17 protein-coding genes and 1 pseudogene are annotated in these 20,346 nt (G+C 55.0%); 16 read left to right on the top strand and 2 right to left on the bottom strand.

The genetic code is table 11. The features are described from left to right. Positions 1–7: 7 nt before the first annotated feature. A complete protein-coding gene (locus NHF56_RS20985; protein WP_252800842.1) occupies positions 8–1,207 on the bottom strand; it encodes a restriction endonuclease subunit S in 1,200 nt (399 codons plus the stop codon). Continuing rightward, positions 1,204–2,772, bottom strand: coding sequence for a class I SAM-dependent DNA methyltransferase (locus tag NHF56_RS01245; protein WP_252800843.1), 1,569 nt, complete (start codon positions 2,770–2,772; stop codon positions 1,204–1,206). Before NHF56_RS01245 ends, NHF56_RS20985 begins: the two co-directional genes overlap by 4 nt. A 327-nt stretch (positions 2,773–3,099) precedes the next feature. On the opposite strand from NHF56_RS01245, the gene NHF56_RS01250 reads away from it, so the two are divergent. The 16 genes and pseudogenes from NHF56_RS01250 to NHF56_RS01325 all read left to right on the top strand — a co-directional run bounded on the left by NHF56_RS01250 (position 3,100) and on the right by NHF56_RS01325 (position 20,337). Continuing rightward, positions 3,100–4,938 (top strand): ABC transporter ATP-binding protein, encoded by a 1,839-nt coding sequence (locus tag NHF56_RS01250; protein ID WP_252800845.1) that lies wholly within the window; start codon positions 3,100–3,102, stop codon positions 4,936–4,938. Positions 4,939–4,940: 2 nt separating this feature from the next. Further along, on the top strand, positions 4,941–6,428 hold the full coding sequence (locus tag NHF56_RS01255; RefSeq protein WP_252800847.1) for an ABC transporter ATP-binding protein: 1,488 nt from the start codon (positions 4,941–4,943) through the stop codon (positions 6,426–6,428). Continuing rightward, on the top strand, positions 6,376–6,780 hold the full coding sequence (locus tag NHF56_RS01260; RefSeq protein WP_252800849.1) for an ATP-binding cassette domain-containing protein: 405 nt from the start codon (positions 6,376–6,378) through the stop codon (positions 6,778–6,780). The genes NHF56_RS01255 and NHF56_RS01260 overlap by 53 nt, the downstream gene beginning before the upstream one ends. After that, the gene (locus NHF56_RS01265) at positions 6,764–7,459 is read left to right on the top strand and encodes a TetR/AcrR family transcriptional regulator (RefSeq protein ID WP_252800851.1); all 696 of its coding nucleotides are present in this window, start codon (positions 6,764–6,766) and stop codon (positions 7,457–7,459) included. The genes NHF56_RS01260 and NHF56_RS01265 overlap by 17 nt, the downstream gene beginning before the upstream one ends. 5 nt (positions 7,460–7,464) lie before the next feature. Then, positions 7,465–7,908: a hypothetical protein gene (locus NHF56_RS01270; RefSeq protein ID WP_252800853.1), complete on the top strand. Its 444-nt coding sequence runs from the start codon at positions 7,465–7,467 to the stop codon at positions 7,906–7,908. A gap of 75 nt (positions 7,909–7,983) precedes the next feature. Beyond that, a pseudogene (locus tag NHF56_RS01275) lies at positions 7,984–8,130 on the top strand (site-specific integrase); the annotation flags it as partial. A 192-nt stretch (positions 8,131–8,322) separates the two neighbouring features. Continuing rightward, entirely contained in the window at positions 8,323–9,672 is a 1,350-nt protein-coding gene (locus tag NHF56_RS01280) for a pyridoxal phosphate-dependent aminotransferase family protein (protein ID WP_252800855.1), read from the top strand. Positions 9,673–9,821: 149 nt separating this feature from the next. After that, entirely contained in the window at positions 9,822–11,885 is a 2,064-nt protein-coding gene (locus NHF56_RS01285) for a bifunctional diguanylate cyclase/phosphodiesterase (protein WP_252800857.1), read from the top strand. Between the two features lie 309 nt (positions 11,886–12,194). Beyond that, a complete protein-coding gene (locus tag NHF56_RS01290; RefSeq protein ID WP_252800859.1) occupies positions 12,195–13,121 on the top strand; it encodes a DUF535 family protein in 927 nt (308 codons plus the stop codon). Between the two features lie 169 nt (positions 13,122–13,290). Then, positions 13,291–13,863 (top strand): dTDP-4-dehydrorhamnose 3,5-epimerase, encoded by a 573-nt coding sequence (rfbC, locus tag NHF56_RS01295; RefSeq protein ID WP_252800861.1) that lies wholly within the window; start codon positions 13,291–13,293, stop codon positions 13,861–13,863. Further along, the gene (gene rfbB / locus NHF56_RS01300) at positions 13,863–14,918 is read left to right on the top strand and encodes a dTDP-glucose 4,6-dehydratase (RefSeq protein WP_252800862.1); all 1,056 of its coding nucleotides are present in this window, start codon (positions 13,863–13,865) and stop codon (positions 14,916–14,918) included. Before rfbC ends, rfbB begins: the two co-directional genes overlap by 1 nt. A gap of 2 nt (positions 14,919–14,920) precedes the next feature. Beyond that, positions 14,921–15,814 carry a dTDP-4-dehydrorhamnose reductase gene (rfbD, locus tag NHF56_RS01305; RefSeq protein WP_252804789.1) on the top strand — a complete coding sequence of 298 codons (894 nt, stop codon included), beginning with the start codon at positions 14,921–14,923 and terminating at the stop codon, positions 15,812–15,814. Further along, entirely contained in the window at positions 15,811–16,674 is an 864-nt protein-coding gene (rfbA, locus tag NHF56_RS01310; RefSeq protein ID WP_252800863.1) for a glucose-1-phosphate thymidylyltransferase RfbA, read from the top strand. Before rfbD ends, rfbA begins: the two co-directional genes overlap by 4 nt. A 20-nt stretch (positions 16,675–16,694) precedes the next feature. Next, on the top strand, positions 16,695–17,711 hold the full coding sequence (locus NHF56_RS01315) for a sulfotransferase (RefSeq protein WP_252800864.1): 1,017 nt from the start codon (positions 16,695–16,697) through the stop codon (positions 17,709–17,711). 5 nt (positions 17,712–17,716) lie between these two features. After that, entirely contained in the window at positions 17,717–19,066 is a 1,350-nt protein-coding gene (locus NHF56_RS01320; RefSeq protein WP_252800865.1) for a lipopolysaccharide biosynthesis protein, read from the top strand. A 77-nt stretch (positions 19,067–19,143) separates the two neighbouring features. Further along, the gene (locus NHF56_RS01325; protein ID WP_252800866.1) at positions 19,144–20,337 is read left to right on the top strand and encodes a glycosyltransferase family 4 protein; all 1,194 of its coding nucleotides are present in this window, start codon (positions 19,144–19,146) and stop codon (positions 20,335–20,337) included. The last annotated feature ends 9 nt before the right edge of the window (positions 20,338–20,346 follow it).

Genomic DNA, 20,346 nt, shown 5'->3' on the forward strand with positions numbered 1-20,346 from the left:
GGCAATCTCAGAGCTGACCGCTGAAAGCGCGATGCTGGAGGGAGGCGAATAGGTTGTCTTGTTCGATGCGCAGCGAATTCAACTTGTCTAACATAGAATTTACGTTAGCGGCTTTCTCCGCAAACTCAAGTTGTATTGATATGGGAGGAATTAACATAGGGAAGTCTGATAACTGGGTCTTGTTTATTGAGGCTATTCCGGTGGTCTGCTTCGCGGATCGCAGAAAATACGACTTTCCTCTTTTGCTGCCGATGAGCCAATTGGCGAATAGAGGGAGTATACGCTTATCCTTGAAACGTATTTTGAATATATGGTTTTGATGAATAGCTTCAGGCAATTCATTGTTCCACAGTGTTCCACGTCCTAGCTTATCAGGATCGCCACCCTCGGTGACCAAAAGGTCGTCCTTTTCGAGTTTGTATCTTTTGATTTCATCTTCAGTGGCATCTATTTCTTTTACTGTATCTAGATTGAGGGATTTGTCCTGGACATTGGCCACTGCCAAGTATGGGACAGTTCGTAAGTCTTCTCCGCGAGTAGCGCGTCCTTTTGTAATGCCTGAGCGGATTTCAGCTACATCAGAAAGTAACTCGCCTTCCTTCCATCCCTTCGGATTACTCACCGGATCCCCAAACATCTCCAGAAAGACCGACTGGGTGAGGCTGTCGAGGAGCGCGATGGCTTGGCGGCGCTTTTGGCGAAGCTGATCGGCCTTGTCCAGTATAGCCGCAATCCGCTTCTGCTCATCGAGCGGTGGTAGGGGGATTTCAAGTTCCAAACAACGATTCTGATTTAGGTTTGAAATATTGGTCGTCTGATTCCCAAAGCTCCTTGCCAACTGCTGTATCCTTGGGGACGAAAACCAATGATAGAGGTAGCGTTTTTCGATCCTTGATTTGTCACCTCTTAGAACTGAGGTGAAACCGCCAAAGGTAGCCTGATAGCCCAAATTTGGTATCCAACAGCATTTGCCCACTAGGTTCCAACTGTTCGCACTAGATACCAATATGTCACCTTCGCACAAAAGCTTAGAATCCTTGATAGACTCCTGAGGAATGAAAACTAGGTCGTCATCCTCTAAAGTTTCTTGAATGTTCTTTGTTCGCAGGCAAGCGATACTATTTACGGCATTTTCGGCCAGAATATCAGCTGGTTTATATGTGACGCCTCTGATGAATTCGGCTACATCGCCTAGGCGCACACTCACAACATCCCCTCCAACTCCCTAAGCCCCGCCGCAATCTCATCCTCCAGCGCCAGCAGTTCGGCGATAATCTCCTTGGGCGGGCGGTGGTCGGTGGCTTCGTGCACCACTTCCTTGTAGCGGTTGAGCGAGAGGTCGTAGTCGGCCGCTGCGATATCGGCGCGGGGCACGGTGAAGCTTTGGGCGGTGCGCGGGTTTTCGCGTTCGCTGCCGGTGCGCATGCGCCAGCGGGCAACGATGTCGGGCAGGTTGTTTTTGGCGTGGTCCTCATCGCTCAAAGCCATCTCTGGCGTGGGGCCGAGCTTTTCGTCTGCCAGCAGGTTTTGGCGTTTGTCATCCAGGCTCAGGCCATCGGCGGCAACATCGTAAAACCACACGTGATCGGTGCCGCCGGAATTGGTTTTGGTGAAGATGACGATAGCGGTGGACACACCGGCATAGGGCTTGAACACGCCGGACGGCAGTTTGATGATGGCATCCAGCTTGTGATCGTCCACCAGCATCTTGCGGATGGTCTTGTGCGCCTTGGAGGAGCCGAACAGCACGCCATCCGGCACGATGACGGCGGCGCGCCCGCCAGGCTTCAAGAGCTTCAGAAACAGCGCCATGAACAGAAGCTCGGTCTTCTTCGTCTTCACGATCGCCTGCAGGTCGGCGGCTGTCGTTTCGTAATCCAGCGAGCCGGCAAAGGGCGGGTTGGCAAGGATCAGCGAATATTTGTCCGCATCGTCTGCATGGCCGGTGGCAAGCGAATCCCGGTAGCGGATATCGGCCCCTTCCACGCCATGAAGCTGCATGTTCATGGAGCCGATGCGCAGCATGGTGCTGTCGAAATCATAGCCGTGGAACATGGTTTCGTGGAAATGTTTGCGGCTCTCATCATCGCGGAAAATGCCTGGATGATGATGGCGCACATATTCGCTCGCCGCCACCAGAAAGCCGCAGGTGCCGCTGGCCGGATCGCAGATCACATCCTTTGGCTGCGGTGCCATCAGTTCCACCATCAGCTTGATGATGTGGCGCGGCGTGCGGAACTGGCCGTTTTGCCCGGCAGAGGCGATCTTGGAGAGCATATATTCATAAAGATCGCCCTTGGTGTCGCGATCCTGCAGCGGGATGGCCGCCAGCATATCCACCACGCGGGCCAGCAGGCCAGGCGTTGGGATCGTAAAGCGCGCGCCCTTCATATGCTCCGAATGCGCGGTGCCTTTTTCGGCCATATCGCGAATGAAGGGGAAGACATTTTCCGAAACGATGAAATACATGCGGGCCGGATCATCATTCTTCAGCCGCGACCAGCGCAGCATGTCATAGGTGATTTCTTCTTTGACTTCGCCGGTCTCTTCATCACGGATGATGCGGTAAACGCCTTCCGGGAAAATCACCCGCTCCAGGGGGCGGTTCAGCATATTTGCCTTTTCTTCCGCCAGCGTCTGCGCCTCATCCAGCCCGCGCATGAAAAGCAGATAGGTGATCTGCTCGATCACCTCCAGCGGATTGGCAATCCCGCCCGCCCAAAAGGCATTCCACACCTGATCGACCTTCGCGCGAATTTCACCTGTGAGCATGTGTCGTCCTTGTCAGCATTCGAATCGCGTTTGACACTATGGCATTAGGCCGCGCGACAGAAGATGCATCGTCAAGTTGAATAGCTGCGATAGCGTGTTTGGCTTGTTGACGATGCGCCGTATCAAGCTGGATCGCGGCTCGGAGGGTGAGGTTTTTCTCGCCGTCAACGGATTGCAATAAATTGGCATGACAGGACCAGCCAGCCCGTTGGCCCGTCACGCACAAAGAATTAGAAACATAATGTTGCAAATGGCCGGCAACTCCTATAAGTAGACTAAAAGACTCAACAAAAGGCGCCATGGCAGCAAGGGACTGGAGGTTGCATCATGACCACAGCGGATTTTGCGATTGAGACCGAACCCGAGACCGCCACTCCCGACGACAGTGGGTCGGCGGCACCTGACTACCTGGCGAGTCTGAAGCTAATTTGGCCTTATCTGACCGTGCAACGGTTTAGGTTGTTCCTGGCGGTTTTGCTCGCCACTCTCGCCGTCGCCCTCGAACTTGTTCCGGTATACGTCATTGCAATCTCCATCGGTGGATTGATCGCTGGGGATCTGACTTCGGCGGGAATTCTGACTTACGTAGTGACTGCTCTTGGAGCGGTCGTGCTCGGCTATCTGTTAATGGGCGCTGCTACGATGGTGTCGCATTTGGTTGCCTTTGATGCGATCTATCGCCTGAGGCTTGCCCTCTCCCGCCATCTTGCAAGGCTGCCACTCGGCTATTTCGCAAATCGAAAGAGCGGCGACGCGAAGAAGCTGATAATCGACGATCCCGAGAAGCTGGAATTGGTCATCGCGCACGGGATACCGGAGGGCATCAGCGCGACGGCCACCTGGATCTCTGTGTCCATTTGGCTGTTCGCCGTCGATTGGCGCATGGCGGTCGCGGCTGTGTTTGTCGCCCCGATATCCTTTTTCCTGCTCGTGTTCGCGATGAAGTCCGGCGGGCGCTTTGCAGGTGCCTATCAAACGGCCGGTCAACGTATGAATGCGGTGATCGTTGAGTACATCGCCGGCATGCCGGTGGTGAAAATCTTCAATCGTTCCGGTGAAAGTTTTCGCGAAGCCAGCGATGCTGTGCGCGCCTATGCAGCAGTCGAAAAGCAGTGGGCGCGCGCCTATCTGCCACTTGGTGGCACAGTGTTCAGTCTTGTACTCGCCAATATCCTTTTCATTGTCCCGGTCGGTGCTTTCCTTATCGCGTTTGGCAAGGTCGAGATCGCGACGGTGGTTTTCTTCATCATTCTCGGTGCCAACTACAGCCGCCCGCTGATGAAACTCTTCAACCTGTTCCATGAACTGGCTCATATCAGCATGGGGTCGATGCTGGTTGCTGACGTGCTGGCGATGCCGCCGCAAAACGACAGCGGCAAGGTCGTTGCCCTCGACGGGCATGCAGTGACGTTCGATGCGGTTTATTTCGGTTATGACGCGCGCGATGTGCTGCACAATATCTCCTTTACCGCGCGTGAAGGTGCGGTGACGGCCCTCGTGGGGCCGTCTGGTGCTGGCAAGAGCACCATCGCCAGCCTCGTCCCCCGTTTTTTCGATGTTCGTTCGGGCAGGATTTCCATCGGTGGCGTCGACGTGTGCAATATGGGTCTCGACCAACTCATGGACACCGTTGCTTTCGTTTTCCAGGACACGGTTCTCTTCACCGATACGATCGCCAACAATATCCGCTTTGGAAAGCCCGATGCGACGGATGCGGAAATCGAAGCCGCGGCAAAGGCGGCGCGCGCCCATGAGTTCATCACCGAGTTGCCGGAGGGATATCGCACGCGGCTTGGTGACCTTGGCCGCAACCTATCCGGCGGCGAGCGCCAGCGTATCGCCATTGCCCGAGCGATCCTGAAAAACGCACCTGTGATCGTGCTCGACGAAGCGACGGCCTTCGCCGACCCGGACAACGAGGCGGCCATTCAGGACGCCATCGAGTCGCTTGCAGCAGGCCGAACGCTGATTGTGGTGGCGCACCGCCTCCATACAATCCGCGATGCTGATCTGATCGTAACCGTGGACGGTGGCAGGGTTCTGGAGACGGGGCGGCACAGTGATTTGGTGGCCGCCAACGGTCTGTATGCCCGGCTTTGGAGTGATTTCATTGCAGCACGCCAATCTGATCTTCGCAGTGGTCCAGTCACGCAGGCGGAGGGGTGAGCATGACTGACATTGAAAGCACAATGACCGGTATAACGGCGGATGGGAACGAGATCCGGTCCGATCTGCAAAGTCTGAAACGGCTGTGGGTTCTCGCCGGCCCCGTTCGCAGCAACATCGTCAGAGGTGTTGCTTATCGATTTGTCCAATCCTTCTGCCTCGGCCTTGGGTTCGGCACGGCGATCAAGCTCGTCACCGATTGTTTGCGCGACGACTTCATCCCGGACATGGGCTGGGCGCTTGAAATCACGGCGCTGGCCGCACTCTCTCTCGCCGGGCAAGTTCTGTTCAGCTATCTGGCCTCGAAATCCACATGGTTTTCCGCCTTCGATCTAGGCGGCCAGTTGCGGCTGTCCATGCTCGACCGGTTGCGGCAATTGCCACTGGGATTTCACTTGTCTCGCAATCGCGGCGATACCGTCACGATGCTGACCTCCGATATGCAGGTGGTCGAGAGCTTCATGTCGGATGGTTTGCCGCGCATCGCCGAAGCGGCGGGGCTGCCTGCCGCGATCCTGATCTTCCTCGCCCTTCAGGATTGGGTGATCGCATTGGCTGCTCTCGCCTCGATCATCGTTGCGATCCCCGTTTATCTCAAGGCCAGCCGGCATCTGGCCAAGCTTGGCATTCGGCGTCAGGACATGCAGGCGGCCGCCGCAGCCCGCATGATCGAATTCGTTCAGGGGATCGCTGTTATCCGCGCCTTCAACCGGATGGCCAAGGGGGCGGAGGATTTCAGGAGCGCGCTTGAAACATTCCGCGACCTGTCGATCCGGATGGTGCTGCAGTTGACCTTCCCTCTCGTAGGTTTTGGTCTGTTTCTGATGCTTGGCGTCCCGTTGATCCTTTTTGCCGCCGGCTGGCGGTGGCTGGGCGGCGAGATCGACACGGCGACCGCGATCACCGCCTGCATGCTGATCTACGCCACTTACAGCCCGCTCCTCGGCCTGATCGCGGTGATGGAAAACACCCGCATGGCCGACGCATCACTGACGCGTATGGACCGGATTTTGACGGCACAGCCACTGCCCGAACCTTCGACGCCCAAAGAGCCGCAGGGCTTCGATATCGCGTTCAACGATGTTCGCTTCGGATATGGCGATGAGATCGTCATCGAATCGCTGTCATTCACTGCACCCGAGCGCACGATGACGGCGATTGTCGGGCCATCGGGGGCCGGCAAGAGCACGGCATTGAACCTCATCCCACGTTTCTGGGATATTGCCGGCGGTGCAATCACGATCGGCGGTGTCGATATCAGGCAGATGTCGGCAGAGCGACTGGCAAGTCTCATCACCGTCGTTTTCCAGGACGTCTATCTCTTCTCGGGCACGATCTTCGATAATATCGCGTTTGGTCGTCCTGGGGCTTCCGCCGATGCGGTCGAAGCGGCGACGCGTGCGGCCCAGGCCCATGACTTCATCATGGACTTGCCGCATGCGTATCAGACCCGTGTCGGCGAAGGGGGGGGCATCGCTATCGGGGGGTGAACGCCAGCGCATTTCCATCGCGCGGGCCATCCTGAAGGACGCGCCCATCGTCCTCTTGGACGAGGCAACGGCTGCTATCGATCCGACCAATGAGAGAGCTTTGCAGGCAGCGCTTGCCGCCCTTGTCGCAGAAAAGACCCTGATCGTCGTCGCCCACAAGCTCTCAACGGTTCGAGCCGCCGATGAAATTCTGGTGCTCGATGGCGGCAAGGTTGTTGAGCGGGGTGTTCACGACGATCTGGTCAACACGGACGGCCTGTATGCTGGATTGTGGCGGCATTGGACCGCAGCCGAAAACTGGCGGATCGGGCAAAAACCGAAAAAGAACGAATGCGATGACGATGGGGCGTGAACGATCCCGGTCGGTTGGGCGGCCAGCTCGAATTTCGCGCGAGGATATCGCTGATGCTGCGCTGGAAATTGGATTGCACGCGGCGACGGTGAAGACCATCGCCGGGCGCCTCGGCGTCGATCATTCCTCACTCTACCGTCACGTCAAAGGCCGAGATGATATCGTCTTCGCAGCGGCAGACCGCGCAATCGCGACGCTCGACTGGGAGCGAGAAACGGACGATTGGCGTGATTACATTCATGCCGCCGCGGAGGCGGTATGGGAGCTTTACAACTGCAATCCCGGCCTGGCCGCGGCCATGCGCAACATGGACAAAACGCCGCCGGCAGGTATTCGCGCCTTCTCGCGAGCCTGTCGTTATCTCGAGGCCGAGGGGTTTGATACTGAAGACGCCGCACTGATCATGGACAGCGTCATGGACATGACCAGCGACAGTGCGTCGATGTGGGAGCGTCTGCGTCGTGAGGATGCCGATGGCACAATTGCCGAACGCCTTAAGGCCTCGTGGCAGAGCGGTGCAGATGATCAAACCGCGGCGCATGTCCGCGTAATGGGTGCCGTGATCGAGGGTAACCCAAAGGACTGGTGGCGAAAGAAACTTCTGCTGTTGATCGGAGGTGCGGCGACGCTGCTCGAGACTCGCTCTTCCGGCTCGAATACCAGCCAAAAGGAGAAATGAAGCAAATGATGAAGACTGATCTGAACCATTGGCCTCTTGTTGTGAATGTCGCGAAGGGGGCCATGACGAGCGAGGAAAATGCCGCCTTCCTCGCCGACTGGGCAGCATGGTTAGACCGTGGCGACCCGTTCGTGACACTCCGCGTTTTCACCGATTCCGAATCTCTGCGGCGCCCCGATGGTGGAGGTCGGGAAGCAAAAGCCTGGCTCCAGTCCAACAGCGCGCGGATAAAGACACTCGTAAAGGGTATGGCGACGGTCGTCCCGGCCGATCAACTTGACAAGGTGAGCCGAATGGATGCGGAAAAACTGTTTGGGGTGCCGGCGAAGTGCTTCGACACCGTCGAAGGAGCAATCGCTTGGATCAGCTCGGTAATGCCTGAGGAATTCTCAGTCGCCAAGTGGGATATGATTCATGCGGATGTCCTCAGCCTCATGAAGGGAAATTGACGCGACAATCTCGCAATGGTGCCTTCTTGGTAGTATTCAAACAAAGGCGTCCTGATAGGCCAACATGGAACGCAGGTCGCGCCTGCTACTATCGTCCGTGAGCTTGCGATCCTCAGTCATGTGATCGAAGTCGCGATCCGTGATTGGGGATCCCCGTTGACGCGCAAGGTGGTGAAACTCATGCGTTGTCCCGTCATCAGAAACGAGCGCAGCCGTCGCCTCGCAGATCACTACATTTCTACAGTAACTTTCCAAACATGTGAAAATTGTAATTTTTTGTTAATGATAAATTTGACCCTTCAAACCTTGTTAATTAAGTTTTAACCATCTTTGATATGGATAATTAAACCACCCGTATTACGGTTATGTTTAGAGATCTCTTGCAGCGTGTTTGAGTTGTAAGGAGATTTTTTTATGCGTAAAAACACATTTATCAGCAAAGAAGCACTTACTGGCAGCCTGAAAGACTACAGGGTGCCAAACGGTATTGACCTCATCGCCCGGACCGATGCTTTCTATGACTGGCAGCAGGAGCGTCGCCAGCAAACGGTCTGGCCCTATGCGCGCACGATTTCCAGCCCGCCGGCGGCGAATTGCGAAGCGCTCTCGGATGCAAACGAGCGACTGTCGGGCGTCAATTTCGGTTCTCAAGACTATATGTCGCTTGCATCACACCCCAAGGTCAAGCAGGCTGCCGTGGATGCAATCGGCAAGTTTGGCGTCCACAGCGCAGGTTCTGCTGCACTTCTTGGCAACACAGCGCTGTCGCGTGAACTTGAGCAGAGCCTCAGCGAATTTGTGGGCGGCCGCGAAATTGTTCTTTATCCCACCGGCTGGGCTGCAGGCTATGGTGCAATCCAGGGTCTGGTCAGGCCGAAGGATCACATCGTCATGGATATCCTGTCGCATTCCTGCTTGCAGGAAGGGGCAAAGGCCGCAACGGGCAATATTCAATTCAACCGGCACCTTGATCTGCGATCGGTCAAGAGCAAGCTCCAGCGCATCCGGCAGCAGGACAGCAAGAACGCCATCCTTGTCGTGACGGAATCGCTGTTTTCCATGCATTCGAACACGCCTGACCTGAAGGGCCTGAGAGAGTTGTGCGACCGCTATTCAGCCATGCTTCTGGTCGATTGCGCCCACGATCTCGGCTGCATGGGTGAAAACGGACTGGGCCAACTTGAAACGCAGGACATGCTTGACGGTGCTGACATCATTATCGGCAGTTTCTCGAAATCCTTTGCCTCGAACGGCGGTTTCGTGTCGGTCAAAACCCGAGCAGCAGCGGAATATCTGCGCTACTACAGCGCCACCACAACCTTCTCCAACGCGATGTCGCCGGCACAAGCAGCCGCTGTATTGACAGCTGTGGAGATCATTCGCTCGCAAGAGGGCAAGACCCTGCGCCGTGCGCTCTTGTCGAACATTCTCAAGCTGCGCACCGACCTGTCGCGTGCCGGTTATGAAGTGCTCGGTGTTGCATCCCCCATCGTGCCCGTTCATGTGGGCGACGAAGCGAGAGGCCGTATTATTTCGAAAGAGATGTCAGCCATCGGCGCGATCGCCAATCTGGTTGAATATCCGGCTGTACCGCTCGGCCAGACCCGCTTCCGCCTGCAGGTCATGGCGCAACATACCGATCGCGATATCGAGACGATTGTCACCGCCTTCCGCACCTGCATGGATATGACCTACACGCCCGGGGACCTGAAGCAAGCAGCATCCCGTATGAAAGTGGAAAACCGCCGCTCAAGCGCCGCCTAAAAGCGGCGCAAGAAGCGCTTCCGGTGAAAGCAGAATCACCGAAATCGCTCTATCTATTTGTGTTTGCCGCATTGTCCAACGCCGAAGCATGCGCGCCTCGGCAGGAAATGCTCTAGAAGCGCTTGGGTCAAGCCGCAGAAGGATGTGGGATGAAGCAAGACATGCGAAGAACGGGTTACATTGTCATGGCGCTGAAGATGGTCGACCGATTCATCGACTTTTTTGCCGCGCCGGCGCAATGGACCGAGCTTGACGAGCGAAAGCGCGTCCGCATTTTTGTTCTCAGCCACATCTTTGGTCCGGTCTTGAGCCTGCCCATCCCCTTTTTGCTGATGTATGCGGACCCAAATCCGTTTCCGCACGTTCACATGCTGGCAGCGTCGATCCTGGCGTTCTGGCTGTTTCCGTTTCTTCTGCGTCGCTGGCCGAAGCGCTATGTGACACTGTGTATCGTCTCGATCCTCAACCTGAACTTTGTGGTTCTTTGGGGCGCCTATAATTACGGAGCCGTGAGCTCACCCTTCCTGCTCTGGTACATTCTGATTCCGCTTCTGGCATTTTTCTATTTGGGCGGTGGCCCGAAGGCGCAGCTGCAGGTTTTCGCACAGATCGTTCTCGGACTGGGAAGCTTCAGTCTGGCTTCGCTGCTCAACGGAGACAATCTTCCGCAGCATATTCCGATGCAGGATATGACGATCGCCGGACTCCTATCGGCGTTTTGTTCGACCACCTACGCCTTTCTGATGGCGAGTTATTATTCGGAAATTGTCGACAACCAATCTGAGCTGATGCGCGAAGTCAGCAGGCACAAGGAAACGTTGCACCAGCTGGTTGCGGCAAAGGATGAGGCTGAAGGTGCGAAAGAGTTGGCCGAGGCCCGCAATGCCGAACTGCTGGAGGCCAAGAGCCGACTGGAGGTGAGCGCCCTGCATGACTGGTTGACGGGTCTTCCAAATCGCCGCTATCTCGACGACATTCTGGCTCAATACTGCTCCAATCTTGGCGAAAACGGCGGTTCCATTGCCGTTCTCCATATTGACCTCGACCTTTTCAAGCAGATCAATGACAGCATGGGGCATGTGGCGGGCGACGCGATGCTCATGCATGTGGCAAAGCTCTTGGTCGACAGCGCCAACTCGGACGATTTTGTTGCGCGCGTGGGCGGGGACGAATTCATCATTGTCCGTACGATCGACAATGACGTGGAAAGCCTCTCGGCTTTCGCAGCAACCTTGATCGAGGATATTTGCCAACCTGTTCCCTACGACGGAAAATTGTGCCGCTTCGGAGCGTGTGTGGGGATCGTTGTGGAAGGCGCCGAGTCGGCTCGTGCCGAAAACCTCCTGATCAATTCGGATGCCGCCCTTTACCGCGCCAAATCACGCGGTCGCAACAGATATGAATTCTTCGACGAGGAACTCAGGTCCTATCTGGAGGCACGGACGCGTTTGTCGGAGGATCTTCTCAGGGGGATCGAAAACAAGGAATTCATTGCCTATTATCAACCTCAGTTCGATGCCAGGACTCGGAAAATTATCGGGCTCGAGGCTCTGGTGCGCTGGAGCCACCCGGTTCAAGGCGTGATTGGACCCGGCGAATTCCTGCCGGTGGCGGAGGAGCTGGGTGCTGTCGACCTCATCGACATGGCCGTGCTGGATTGCGCTGTGGCAGATATTGAAGCGTGGAAACGTGCCGGTTTGACGGTGCCAAAAATCTCGGTCAACGTATCTGCAAAACGTATTTCCGATAACGAGCTCATTGAAAGTCTCTTGGCCATGAACCTGCCCAAGGGGCTCATCACGTTCGAATTGGTGGAATCGATCTTCCTCGACGAGACGGATGCCAACCTCGAAGACAATATCCGGCAGATCAAGGATATGGGCATCGATATCGAAATTGACGACTTCGGAACCGGACATGCTTCCATCGTCAGCCTCTTGAAGCTCAGCCCGAAGCGGCTCAAGATCGACCGGCAGTTTATCTATCCGATGTTGCGCTCCAAGGAAAATACCAAGCTGGTCGAATCCATCATCGAAATCGGCAAGACCCTCAACATCGAAGTCATTGCAGAGGGTGTGGAGACAATGGAGCAAGCGGCTCTGCTGCAAAAGCTCGGATGCGATGCGCTCCAGGGCTTCGTTTTCGCACGCCCACAGGCAAAGCAGCAGATCGGCGAGCTTTTGCGCCAACCCAATGAGCAGGCGGCGTCGTAGGGGTCTGGCTCGAAAAGTCTTTATAGACACACTGCCTGGCGAGGCTTTGGGTGCGGAGACGAATACCATGGGTGGCCTGCTGCGCCTTGATTTCCAAGTCCCAACCACTGGATATTCTTGGCGTTGGGACGAAGCCTTGTATTCCGACCAGAACTGACCTGTATGGATGCCCACAAGCGCAGGTACTTTCGCCCGATTTGATTGGCTCCTGTTTGGGCCCCCGCTTTAAGTTGACAAAAAAACTTCTTGAAAACAATGGCCTGAGGCGGTTGATTTTTTCGGTAAACTCAGTATTGGGCAAAGGCTTGCATGATCGGCGAGCTTCATCCGTTCTTTGTGTGCAGCAGAATGAATTACTTTTACGGAAAGATTCACCTATACCGCAGTCTATGGGCGCATTTGAATTCTGTTTCAAAGAGTCTGCTGCCCAGTGAAATAAAGTCATTCGCGTTGCGATCGCTTTTTTCTCCAAGCGGCACCTACGATTACATCGTGTTTTTGAGAAAATATCTTGGGGAGCTTCAACTCCCGTTCGGGTTATTTCCGAGAGAGGCCAGCAAGCCGCTCAAACCGTTTCTGACACCAGGGCTGAGGCTTGCACAACGTGTTGCCTTGCTCAAAGACCATCATGAGGTTGCCAGAAAATGTCTCGGTGACACCGCGCTTCGACAGCTTTGGAAAGAGGGCGCGGTCGCAATCCTCTGTCTGTGTGGGACGCGTGGGCGACGGTACAGGTTGAGCCTCGATATACCCTCGATATCGAGGCATGAAGGCGCGCTCAGTTTTGTATTTTCTGAACTGGACCAAGAAAGTGGAGAATGGGTGCTGTTGTCAGCGATCACCTTTATTCTTTCGGATAGCTGGCTGGGCGATGGTCGTCGGGCGCTCATCATAGGCGGCCTTCAGGGCTCGAACCGGGAAGGCTCCAAAGATGCTATGGTGGCCGCCACGCGAAATTTGGGTGGTATGCGGCCTAAATTTGCGGTGCTGCTAGCAGTCCAGGCGCTGGCCGACCTGACCGGTATTGTGGACATCTTCGCGGTGTCCAATCAGACGCATTTGATCAACGTGCGCAAGAGATCCTCGCGCAAGCGCATGTATGCCGACCTGGACGGATACTGGATCGAGCAGGGCGCTACTGAAGACCCCAAAATCGGCTTCCGAATGCCTTTGTTGAGAACGCATTCAAAGAAGTTCCGCGGCGAGATCGTAGAGGCTGTGAAGGCTTTGGTGTGAGCTTTCGCGGTTTGCCTGGCGAGTGCTGTGGCGAGCGGCATTTTTATCTTTCCGGCTTCCGCGGTAACCTTGTTTTGTTGTTTGGCTTGGCAAGTCGTTTGACTGCTGTCATGATTTCACAACGTTCATTTGATTTTTTAAGTAAATATTACTCCCGTTGGAGGCTTCGTTGCCTGTCGTCAAGACTGATATTGAAGGTGTGGTGCAGATAACGCCCACGCGGTTTGTGGATAGTCGGGGTTATTTCAGCGAAGTTTTCAAAGATGCCTGGTTTCGGGAAAATGTTGCTGATGTCACCTTTGTCCAGGACAATGAATCCTTTTCCGTAGAGCCCGGCACGGTTCGCGGCCTTCATTTCCAACTGGAACCGTTTGCCCAGGGCAAGCTGGTGCGCTGTATTCGGGGGGCGCTTTTCGACGTTGCCGTCGACATCCGGCATGGTTCGCCGACATTCGGGAAATGGTTTGGCTGTGAGCTTTCTGCCGAAAACGGAATGCAGCTCTGGCTGCCGGCGGGTATGGCGCATGGATTCATGACGATTGTTCCCGATACGATCATATCCTACAAAGTGACGGCGCCTTATAGCGCAGAACATGATCGCGGACTGCGCTGGAACGATCCTGAAATCGGTATCAACTGGCCGGAAGCGGACAATCATATGCTGTCGGACAAGGATCAGAAGCAGCCATTTTTGCGCGATCTGCCGACATATTTCCATTTTGCGGAACAGGAGACAGTCTAGTGCGCGTATTGGTTACCGGAGGTGCGGGCTTTATCGGGTCGGCACTCGTGCGCTATCTTGTCAGTGAAGTCGGGGCTGAGGTTCTCAACGTCGACAAGCTGACCTATGCAGGCAATCTTGCCTCGCTGAAGCCGATTGAAAACAGCCCGAACCATCGTTTTTTGAAGGCGGACATTTGTGATCAGAACGCCATGTCTGAGGCGTTTTCGAGCTTTCAACCCGATTATGTGATGCATCTGGCCGCTGAAAGCCATGTGGACCGGTCGATCACCGGGGCGGGCGATTTCGTCAACACCAATGTGATCGGCACTTTCAACATGCTGGAGGCTGCGCGGCGCTACTGGAGTGAATTGCCAGAGGCACGCAAGATGGCCTTCCGAATGCTGCATGTGTCCACCGACGAGGTTTACGGTTCGCTTGGTGAGAACGGCCTTTTTGAAGAGACGACACCGTATGATCCTTCTTCGCCCTACTCGGCGTCAAAGGCTGCTAGCGATCACCTGGTTTCGGCATGGCAGCGCACCTATGGTTTGCCTGCCGTCATTTCCAACTGCTCCAACAATTACGGCCCTTACCATTTTCCCGAAAAGCTGATCCCGCTCGTCATCCTCAATGCCCTGGATGGCAAGCCGCTGCCGGTTTACGGCAATGGCGCGAATATTCGCGACTGGCTGTATGTGGAAGATCACGCACGTGCCTTGTGGCTGATCGTGCGCGAAGGTCGGCTTGGCGAGAAATACAATGTCGGCGGGCGCAATGAGCGGCGCAATATCGATGTGGTCAAACGTGTCTGCGCAATCATGGATGAGTTGCGTCCGGCCAATGCCCCGCATGAGAGCCTGATCAATTACGTCACGGATCGTCCGGGCCACGATGCGCGCTATGCGATCGACGCGACGAAGCTTGAAACCGAGCTTGGCTGGAAGGCTCAGGAGAACTTCGATAGCGGTATTCGCAAGACGGTCGAATGGTATCTGAACAATGACTGGTGGTGGAAGCCGCTGCGTGAGGGTGTTTATTCCGGTGAACGTCTCGGCATATTGAAAAAGGCTTGATCGTGCGTCTGGCGGTAACGGGAAAAAACGGACAGGTGACGCGGGCGCTGCAGGCGCTGGCGGGACCTGATCTTCAAATTGAGGCAATCGGCAGACCGGAGCTTGATCTTGCGGATGCGGCAAGTGTCGCTTTGGCTTTGCAGGATGTTCAGGCCGATGCGGTCATTTCCGCAGCAGCCTATACAGCAGTGGACAAGGCCGAAAGCGAAAGCGATATGGCCTTTGCGGTCAATCGGGATGGTGCGGGCGCCGTTGCTGCCGCAGCAAACAAGCTTGGACTTCCCGTTCTTCATCTTTCCACCGACTATGTTTTTGCTGGCACCAAAGACGCGCCTTATGTCGAGACAGACGAGACCGGCCCAACCTCGGTCTACGGTCAATCCAAGCTGGAGGGCGAGCAGGCGATCGCCGCGGCAACTGCCAATTTCGCAATCTTCCGCACCGCTTGGGTCTATTCGGTCTATGGCAATAATTTCGTCAAAACGATGCTGCGGCTGGCTGACACGCGCGATGAACTGAATGTCGTGGCCGATCAGGTCGGTTGCCCGACAAGTGCGCACGATATTGCAACCGCGCTCGTGGCAGCAGCCGGACAGATGGTGGAAAGCGATGCGGCGGATTTGCGCGGCATTTTCCATCTTGCGGGTTCGGGCGAAACAAGCTGGGCGGGCTTTGCGCGTTACATTTTCGAATTGCGTGCAGAAAAAACCGGAAAATCGATGCTGGTGAACGATATTGCCACGTCGCAATATCCGACGCCGGCCAAGCGCCCGGCCAATTCGCGGCTCGATTGTACGAAGCTGCGCGACACATTCGGGATTACGATGCCAGACTGGCGCACATCCACGCGTCAGGTGGTAGAGACTCTTTTCAAAGAAGCTGGAGTGATTTCATGAAGGGCATTATTCTCGCGGGTGGCAGCGGCACGCGCCTTCATCCGATGACGATTGCAATCAGCAAGCAGATCATTCCGGTTTATGACAAGCCGATGATCTATTATCCGCTGACGACGCTGATGCTCGCGGGCATTCGCGAGATTCTGATCATTTCAACGCCCCATGACATGCCGATGTTCCAGAAGCTTCTGGGCGACGGGTCGCAGTGGGGACTTTCGCTCAGCTACGAGGTGCAGCCGAGCCCGGACGGGCTTGCCCAGGCCTATATGATCGGTGCCGATTTCGTGGCGGGTTCGCCCTCCTGCCTCATCCTTGGCGACAATATCTATTACGGCCACGGTTTGCCCGAGCTTTTGCAGGATGCGCAGGATGTGTCGCATGGGGCCACTGTTTTCGCCTATCACGTTACCGACCCGGAACGTTATGGCGTTGTCGATTTCGACGACAACATGAAGGCTATCTCGATTGAGGAAAAGCCCGCCAAGCCGAAATCCAACTGGGCTGTGACCGGTCTTTATTTCTACGATGAAGAGGTCGTCAACATCGTCGCTGATCTCAAACCCTCCGGCCGTGGCGAGTATGAAATCACCGACGTGAACCAGCACTATCTCGATCGCGGCCGATTGAAGGTTTCCGTCATGGGCCGCGGTTATGCCTGGCTGGACACGGGAACGCCCGAAAGCCTGCTGGAAGCAGGCGAGTTCGTGCGCACGCTGGAAAAGCGCCAGGGTTTCAAGCTTGCCTGCCCGGAAGAGATTGCGCTGTCCAGAGGCTTTATCTCGAAGGATGAATTCGCCAAGATCGCTGCAAACGCCGGCAAGGGCGATTACGGCGTCTATCTTCGTTCACTCGCGCGATGAAGAATGACGGTGCAGAGCACATGAGCGGACAAATCTTTGTCGTCGGCAACAGCCGCAGCGGAACCACCATGGTGGCCCGCATTCTGGGCCGCAACAGCCGGGTTCAGGATCTCAGGGAGCTTCATTTCATTGAGCAGATGATCAGCGGTGAGGAATTTTCCTCCGGACAGGCGCTTGCCAGGGAACGGGCTCTCGAGCTTGCCGCACGGCTTATCTCCGTCATCCGCGACGGGTATTTCTACGGGACCGCCGGCGAGGCCTACCGCGCCGATGCGGAGGCTGCCCTGTCTAGCGTTGAAGACTGGCCCTCCGTTACGGCAGCGCAGCTTTTCGAAGCGGTCCGGTTTGCCGAGGCAAAGCGTGCCGGCAAAGACATTCCGATTGATCAGACGCCACGCAATGTCTTTTACATTACCGATATTCTGGCGGCCTACGCAGATGCCAAAATCGTCTGCATGGTGCGCGATCCGCGCGATGTGTGCCTTTCGCAAAAGGGTAAATGGCGCAGGCGCTTTCTGGGTGCGAATATTCCGATCTTCGAGGCCATTCGATCCTGGGCCAATTATCATCCCGTTGTCACCACGCGCATCTGGCGTCAGGCCGTGCGCGCCGGTGACGCGGCAGCCAGCGATCCGCGTGTCCTCGTCATCCGCTTCGAGGATATCACGGCTGATCCGCAAGGTGTGGTGCAAAGGCTTTGCACGCATACCGGTGTTGCCTTTGAGCCGGAGATGCTCAATGTCGCCCGCGTTGGTTCATCGGACCGCAAGGACGAAACCGGTGCCTCCGGCGTCGATGCCTCTCGCGTCGGCACCTGGGCAGCGGGCGGCTTGAGCGCTGCCGAAATCGCCATCTGCGAGAAAGAAGCCGGCGCACTCCTTGAGGCGCACGGCTATGAAAAATCCGGACTGAAGAGCAATCCATTCGGCATCTTGCTCTGGTGGGGGCTCCTGCCGCTCAAGATGGCACTTGCACTGGCACTGAATCTGAGGCGCGTGAAAAACCTTCTTTCATGGGCGCGAAAGCGTATTGGATAACTGACATGGCCAAGGGTGGCGGTATCGGAAAATTGGCGGGAAAAAGCTTCCTTCTGCGTGTGACCGCGGCAGGCATGACCTATGTTTTCGTCGTCATCATGGCCCGCATCATGGATGTTAAGGACTTCGGTGTGGTCGGCACGATCATGTCGGGGAGCCTGTTTTTTTCCGTTGTCGGTTGTGTCGGCCAGCGCATGGCGCTTTTGCGCTTTGTGCCGCTTGAACTTGAGAAAAATCCAGGACAACCACCTACGGCGCTGATCGCCAACGCGTTCCGATTGGCACTGATCGGCAATTTTCTAGTTTACCTTATTTTGGTGTTGGCTGTGGTGATTGGTCAACAAATGGGCAAGGTCGAAAATGCCTCACTGATCGCTTTCGGCCTTCTGATTGTGCCGCTGACAGGTATCATTGATATGCAGGCGCACCTGGCACGCTCGTACAAGTCTCTATTTCTGGCGATCATGCCGAAGGATATATTGTGGAGACTTTTCAGTCTGATGCTGGTTGTGCCGGTGTTCTTTGTTCTTGGCGAGGCAATTCCGCTTTGGGTTGCGCTGGTCGCCTTGTTTGCCGTTCTGGTGATACTCATCGTGGGGCAGGGCATCGTGATGCAGAAGTATCTGGGTGTTCCGAGTTTTATAGGTAGCATGATCTCTGGGCGCGAAGCGTTGTCTGATCCAGCCTGGAAGAAAAGTCGGGTACCATTCCTGGTTTCTTCGGTGGCAGCACAATCATTGACGAGCATGGACGCGGCTTTGGTCGGGCTGTTTCTCGGACCCCACGCAGCAGCGATTTACTTCAGTGCTAACCGTTTGGCATTAATGGCATCGTTCTTTGCCCAAAGCATGAATGTCGTGTTTGCTCCAGAAGTTTCCGGCAACTTCCATACTGGGAAAAAAGAAGAGGTCCGTGCGACGACTGCGCGGGCGACTGCGGTCGTTTTTTGGCCCACGGTGGTCGTTGTTGCAGTCCTCTTTTTGGGCGGTAAAACGATTCTGTCTTTGTTAGGCCCAGCTTATTCTGAAGGCTATCAAACGCTTAGCCTGCTCGTTCTCTCCAGCCTTGTTAACGCAGCTGTCGGCGCACCTGAAGTCATTCTGAATATGTGTGGTTTCGAAAAATACACGATGCGCGTCGGTGTTGTGACCACCACGCTGGCGGTGATTTTGATTTATGTGTTCAGTCTTATGTACGGAATTGAAGGAATAGCCGCAGCTGTTCTCATTACGACAATCTTGAGAAAGATTATCATGTACTATCTATGCTATGTAAATCTTGGTTTTAGAACTGATATTTACAGTAGTATGGAAATCATACTGAAGGACCGTCGTAAGGGTCGCCGGATAAAATAGTATCATTCTCTTTGATCTGAAGATTTTATAATTGATCGAAATTAAAACTATGCATCTAGTAAACCGGGTTTCCGCTTATGAACGATGAGAAAAAAAGCTCTCAAGGCGAATTCATTCTCGTAGAATCGCCCGTTGCCATCATAGAGCCGGTCGGCGGACATGGCGGCATGGACCACTATGACTTTGGTTTGCTGTCTGGATTGCGCAATGCTGGTGTTGATGCGGCTTTATATACGTGTGAACAGACGGTCGACTATGAAGGCCACAGGATTATTCGTTATTTTGATAAGGTATACGACAAATCCCTGTCAAAATTCATGAGGTTAATGCTCTTTGCAAAAGGGCTTATCTATTCACTCGCTGATGCGCATGCGGCCAAGAGCAAATTAGTACACTATCATTTCTTTGGCGTTGGCGGGCTGGAAGCGATGATGCTGATGGCAGCCCGGATTGCAGGTTTTCGCATTCTGGTGACTGTTCACGACATCGAGAGTTTCAGTGTTCGCACGAAGCTGTCTGGCGCTATGCGCATATTCTACAAAATTGCTGATGCCTATATCGTTCACAACGAAAGCTCGAAGCGTGAATTTCTCAGCACGACGTCGATAGACGAGCGCAAGGTCAATATTGTCCCTCATGGAAACTACCTCCATGTCCTTGGGGATCGCTGGGAGCAAAGTGATGCGCGCGCCGAATTGAAAATTCCTCAGGACAAGAAGGTCGTGCTTTTCTTTGGGCAAATAAAGGACGTAAAGGGTCTTGATCTGCTTCTTGAGGCCGCGGCCAGGGTCAATGCTGAACTGAGCGACCTATTCCTTCTTATAGCGGGGCGTCCCTGGAAAACGGACTTTTCAAGGTATCACTCCATCATAAGGGAGCAGGGCATCGAAGAGATTTGCCGTCTTGAGATACGCTATATTCCCGATGAGGAGATACCACTTTTCTTTGCTGCCGCGGATATGGTCTGTTTGCCTTATCGGAAGATCTACCAGAGCGGCGTGCTTCTTCAAGCCATGAGCCGTGGAAAGCCTGTCATAGCATCCGACTTGCCCGGCATGGTTGAAATGATTGATGATGGCAAGAACGGCTTCCTGTTCAAGACAGAGGACGTGGAATCGCTTGCAGAGGCCATTCGGCGGGCATTTGGTTCGGATCAAATCTTAAGCCAATGCGGAGAGGCGGCTTTGGAAAAAGCCCGCGACCAATATGGGTGGGATGCTGTGGGAATATTAACGCGGAATGTTTACACCCAACTTTTGACGCGCTCGTAATTGAGAGAG

Origin of the sequence: Rhizobium sp. L1K21, assembly GCF_024055895.1 — a bacterium.
Taxonomy (GTDB): domain Bacteria; phylum Pseudomonadota; class Alphaproteobacteria; order Rhizobiales; family Rhizobiaceae; genus Ensifer_A.

Excerpts from the sequence above, each read along its gene's own strand:
- NHF56_RS01265 (WP_252800851.1), top strand. The coding sequence starts at position 6,764 with ATGACGATGGGGCGTGAACGATCCCGGTCGGTTGGGCGGCCAGCTCGA.
- NHF56_RS01325 (WP_252800866.1), top strand. The coding sequence starts at position 19,144 with ATGAACGATGAGAAAAAAAGCTCTCAAGGCGAATTCATTCTCGTAGAA.
- NHF56_RS01270 (WP_252800853.1), top strand. The coding sequence starts at position 7,465 with ATGATGAAGACTGATCTGAACCATTGGCCTCTTGTTGTGAATGTCGCG.
- NHF56_RS01285 (WP_252800857.1), top strand. The coding sequence starts at position 9,822 with ATGAAGCAAGACATGCGAAGAACGGGTTACATTGTCATGGCGCTGAAG.
- NHF56_RS01290 (WP_252800859.1), top strand. The coding sequence starts at position 12,195 with ATGATCGGCGAGCTTCATCCGTTCTTTGTGTGCAGCAGAATGAATTAC.
- NHF56_RS01260 (WP_252800849.1), top strand. The coding sequence starts at position 6,376 with ATGCGTATCAGACCCGTGTCGGCGAAGGGGGGGGCATCGCTATCGGGG.
- rfbA (WP_252800863.1), top strand. The coding sequence starts at position 15,811 with ATGAAGGGCATTATTCTCGCGGGTGGCAGCGGCACGCGCCTTCATCCG.
- NHF56_RS01315 (WP_252800864.1), top strand. The coding sequence starts at position 16,695 with ATGAGCGGACAAATCTTTGTCGTCGGCAACAGCCGCAGCGGAACCACC.
- NHF56_RS01245 (WP_252800843.1), bottom strand. The coding sequence starts at position 2,772 with ATGCTCACAGGTGAAATTCGCGCGAAGGTCGATCAGGTGTGGAATGCC.
- NHF56_RS01280 (WP_252800855.1), top strand. The coding sequence starts at position 8,323 with ATGCGTAAAAACACATTTATCAGCAAAGAAGCACTTACTGGCAGCCTG.
- NHF56_RS01255 (WP_252800847.1), top strand. The coding sequence starts at position 4,941 with ATGACTGACATTGAAAGCACAATGACCGGTATAACGGCGGATGGGAAC.
- NHF56_RS01250 (WP_252800845.1), top strand. The coding sequence starts at position 3,100 with ATGACCACAGCGGATTTTGCGATTGAGACCGAACCCGAGACCGCCACT.
- NHF56_RS01320 (WP_252800865.1), top strand. The coding sequence starts at position 17,717 with ATGGCCAAGGGTGGCGGTATCGGAAAATTGGCGGGAAAAAGCTTCCTT.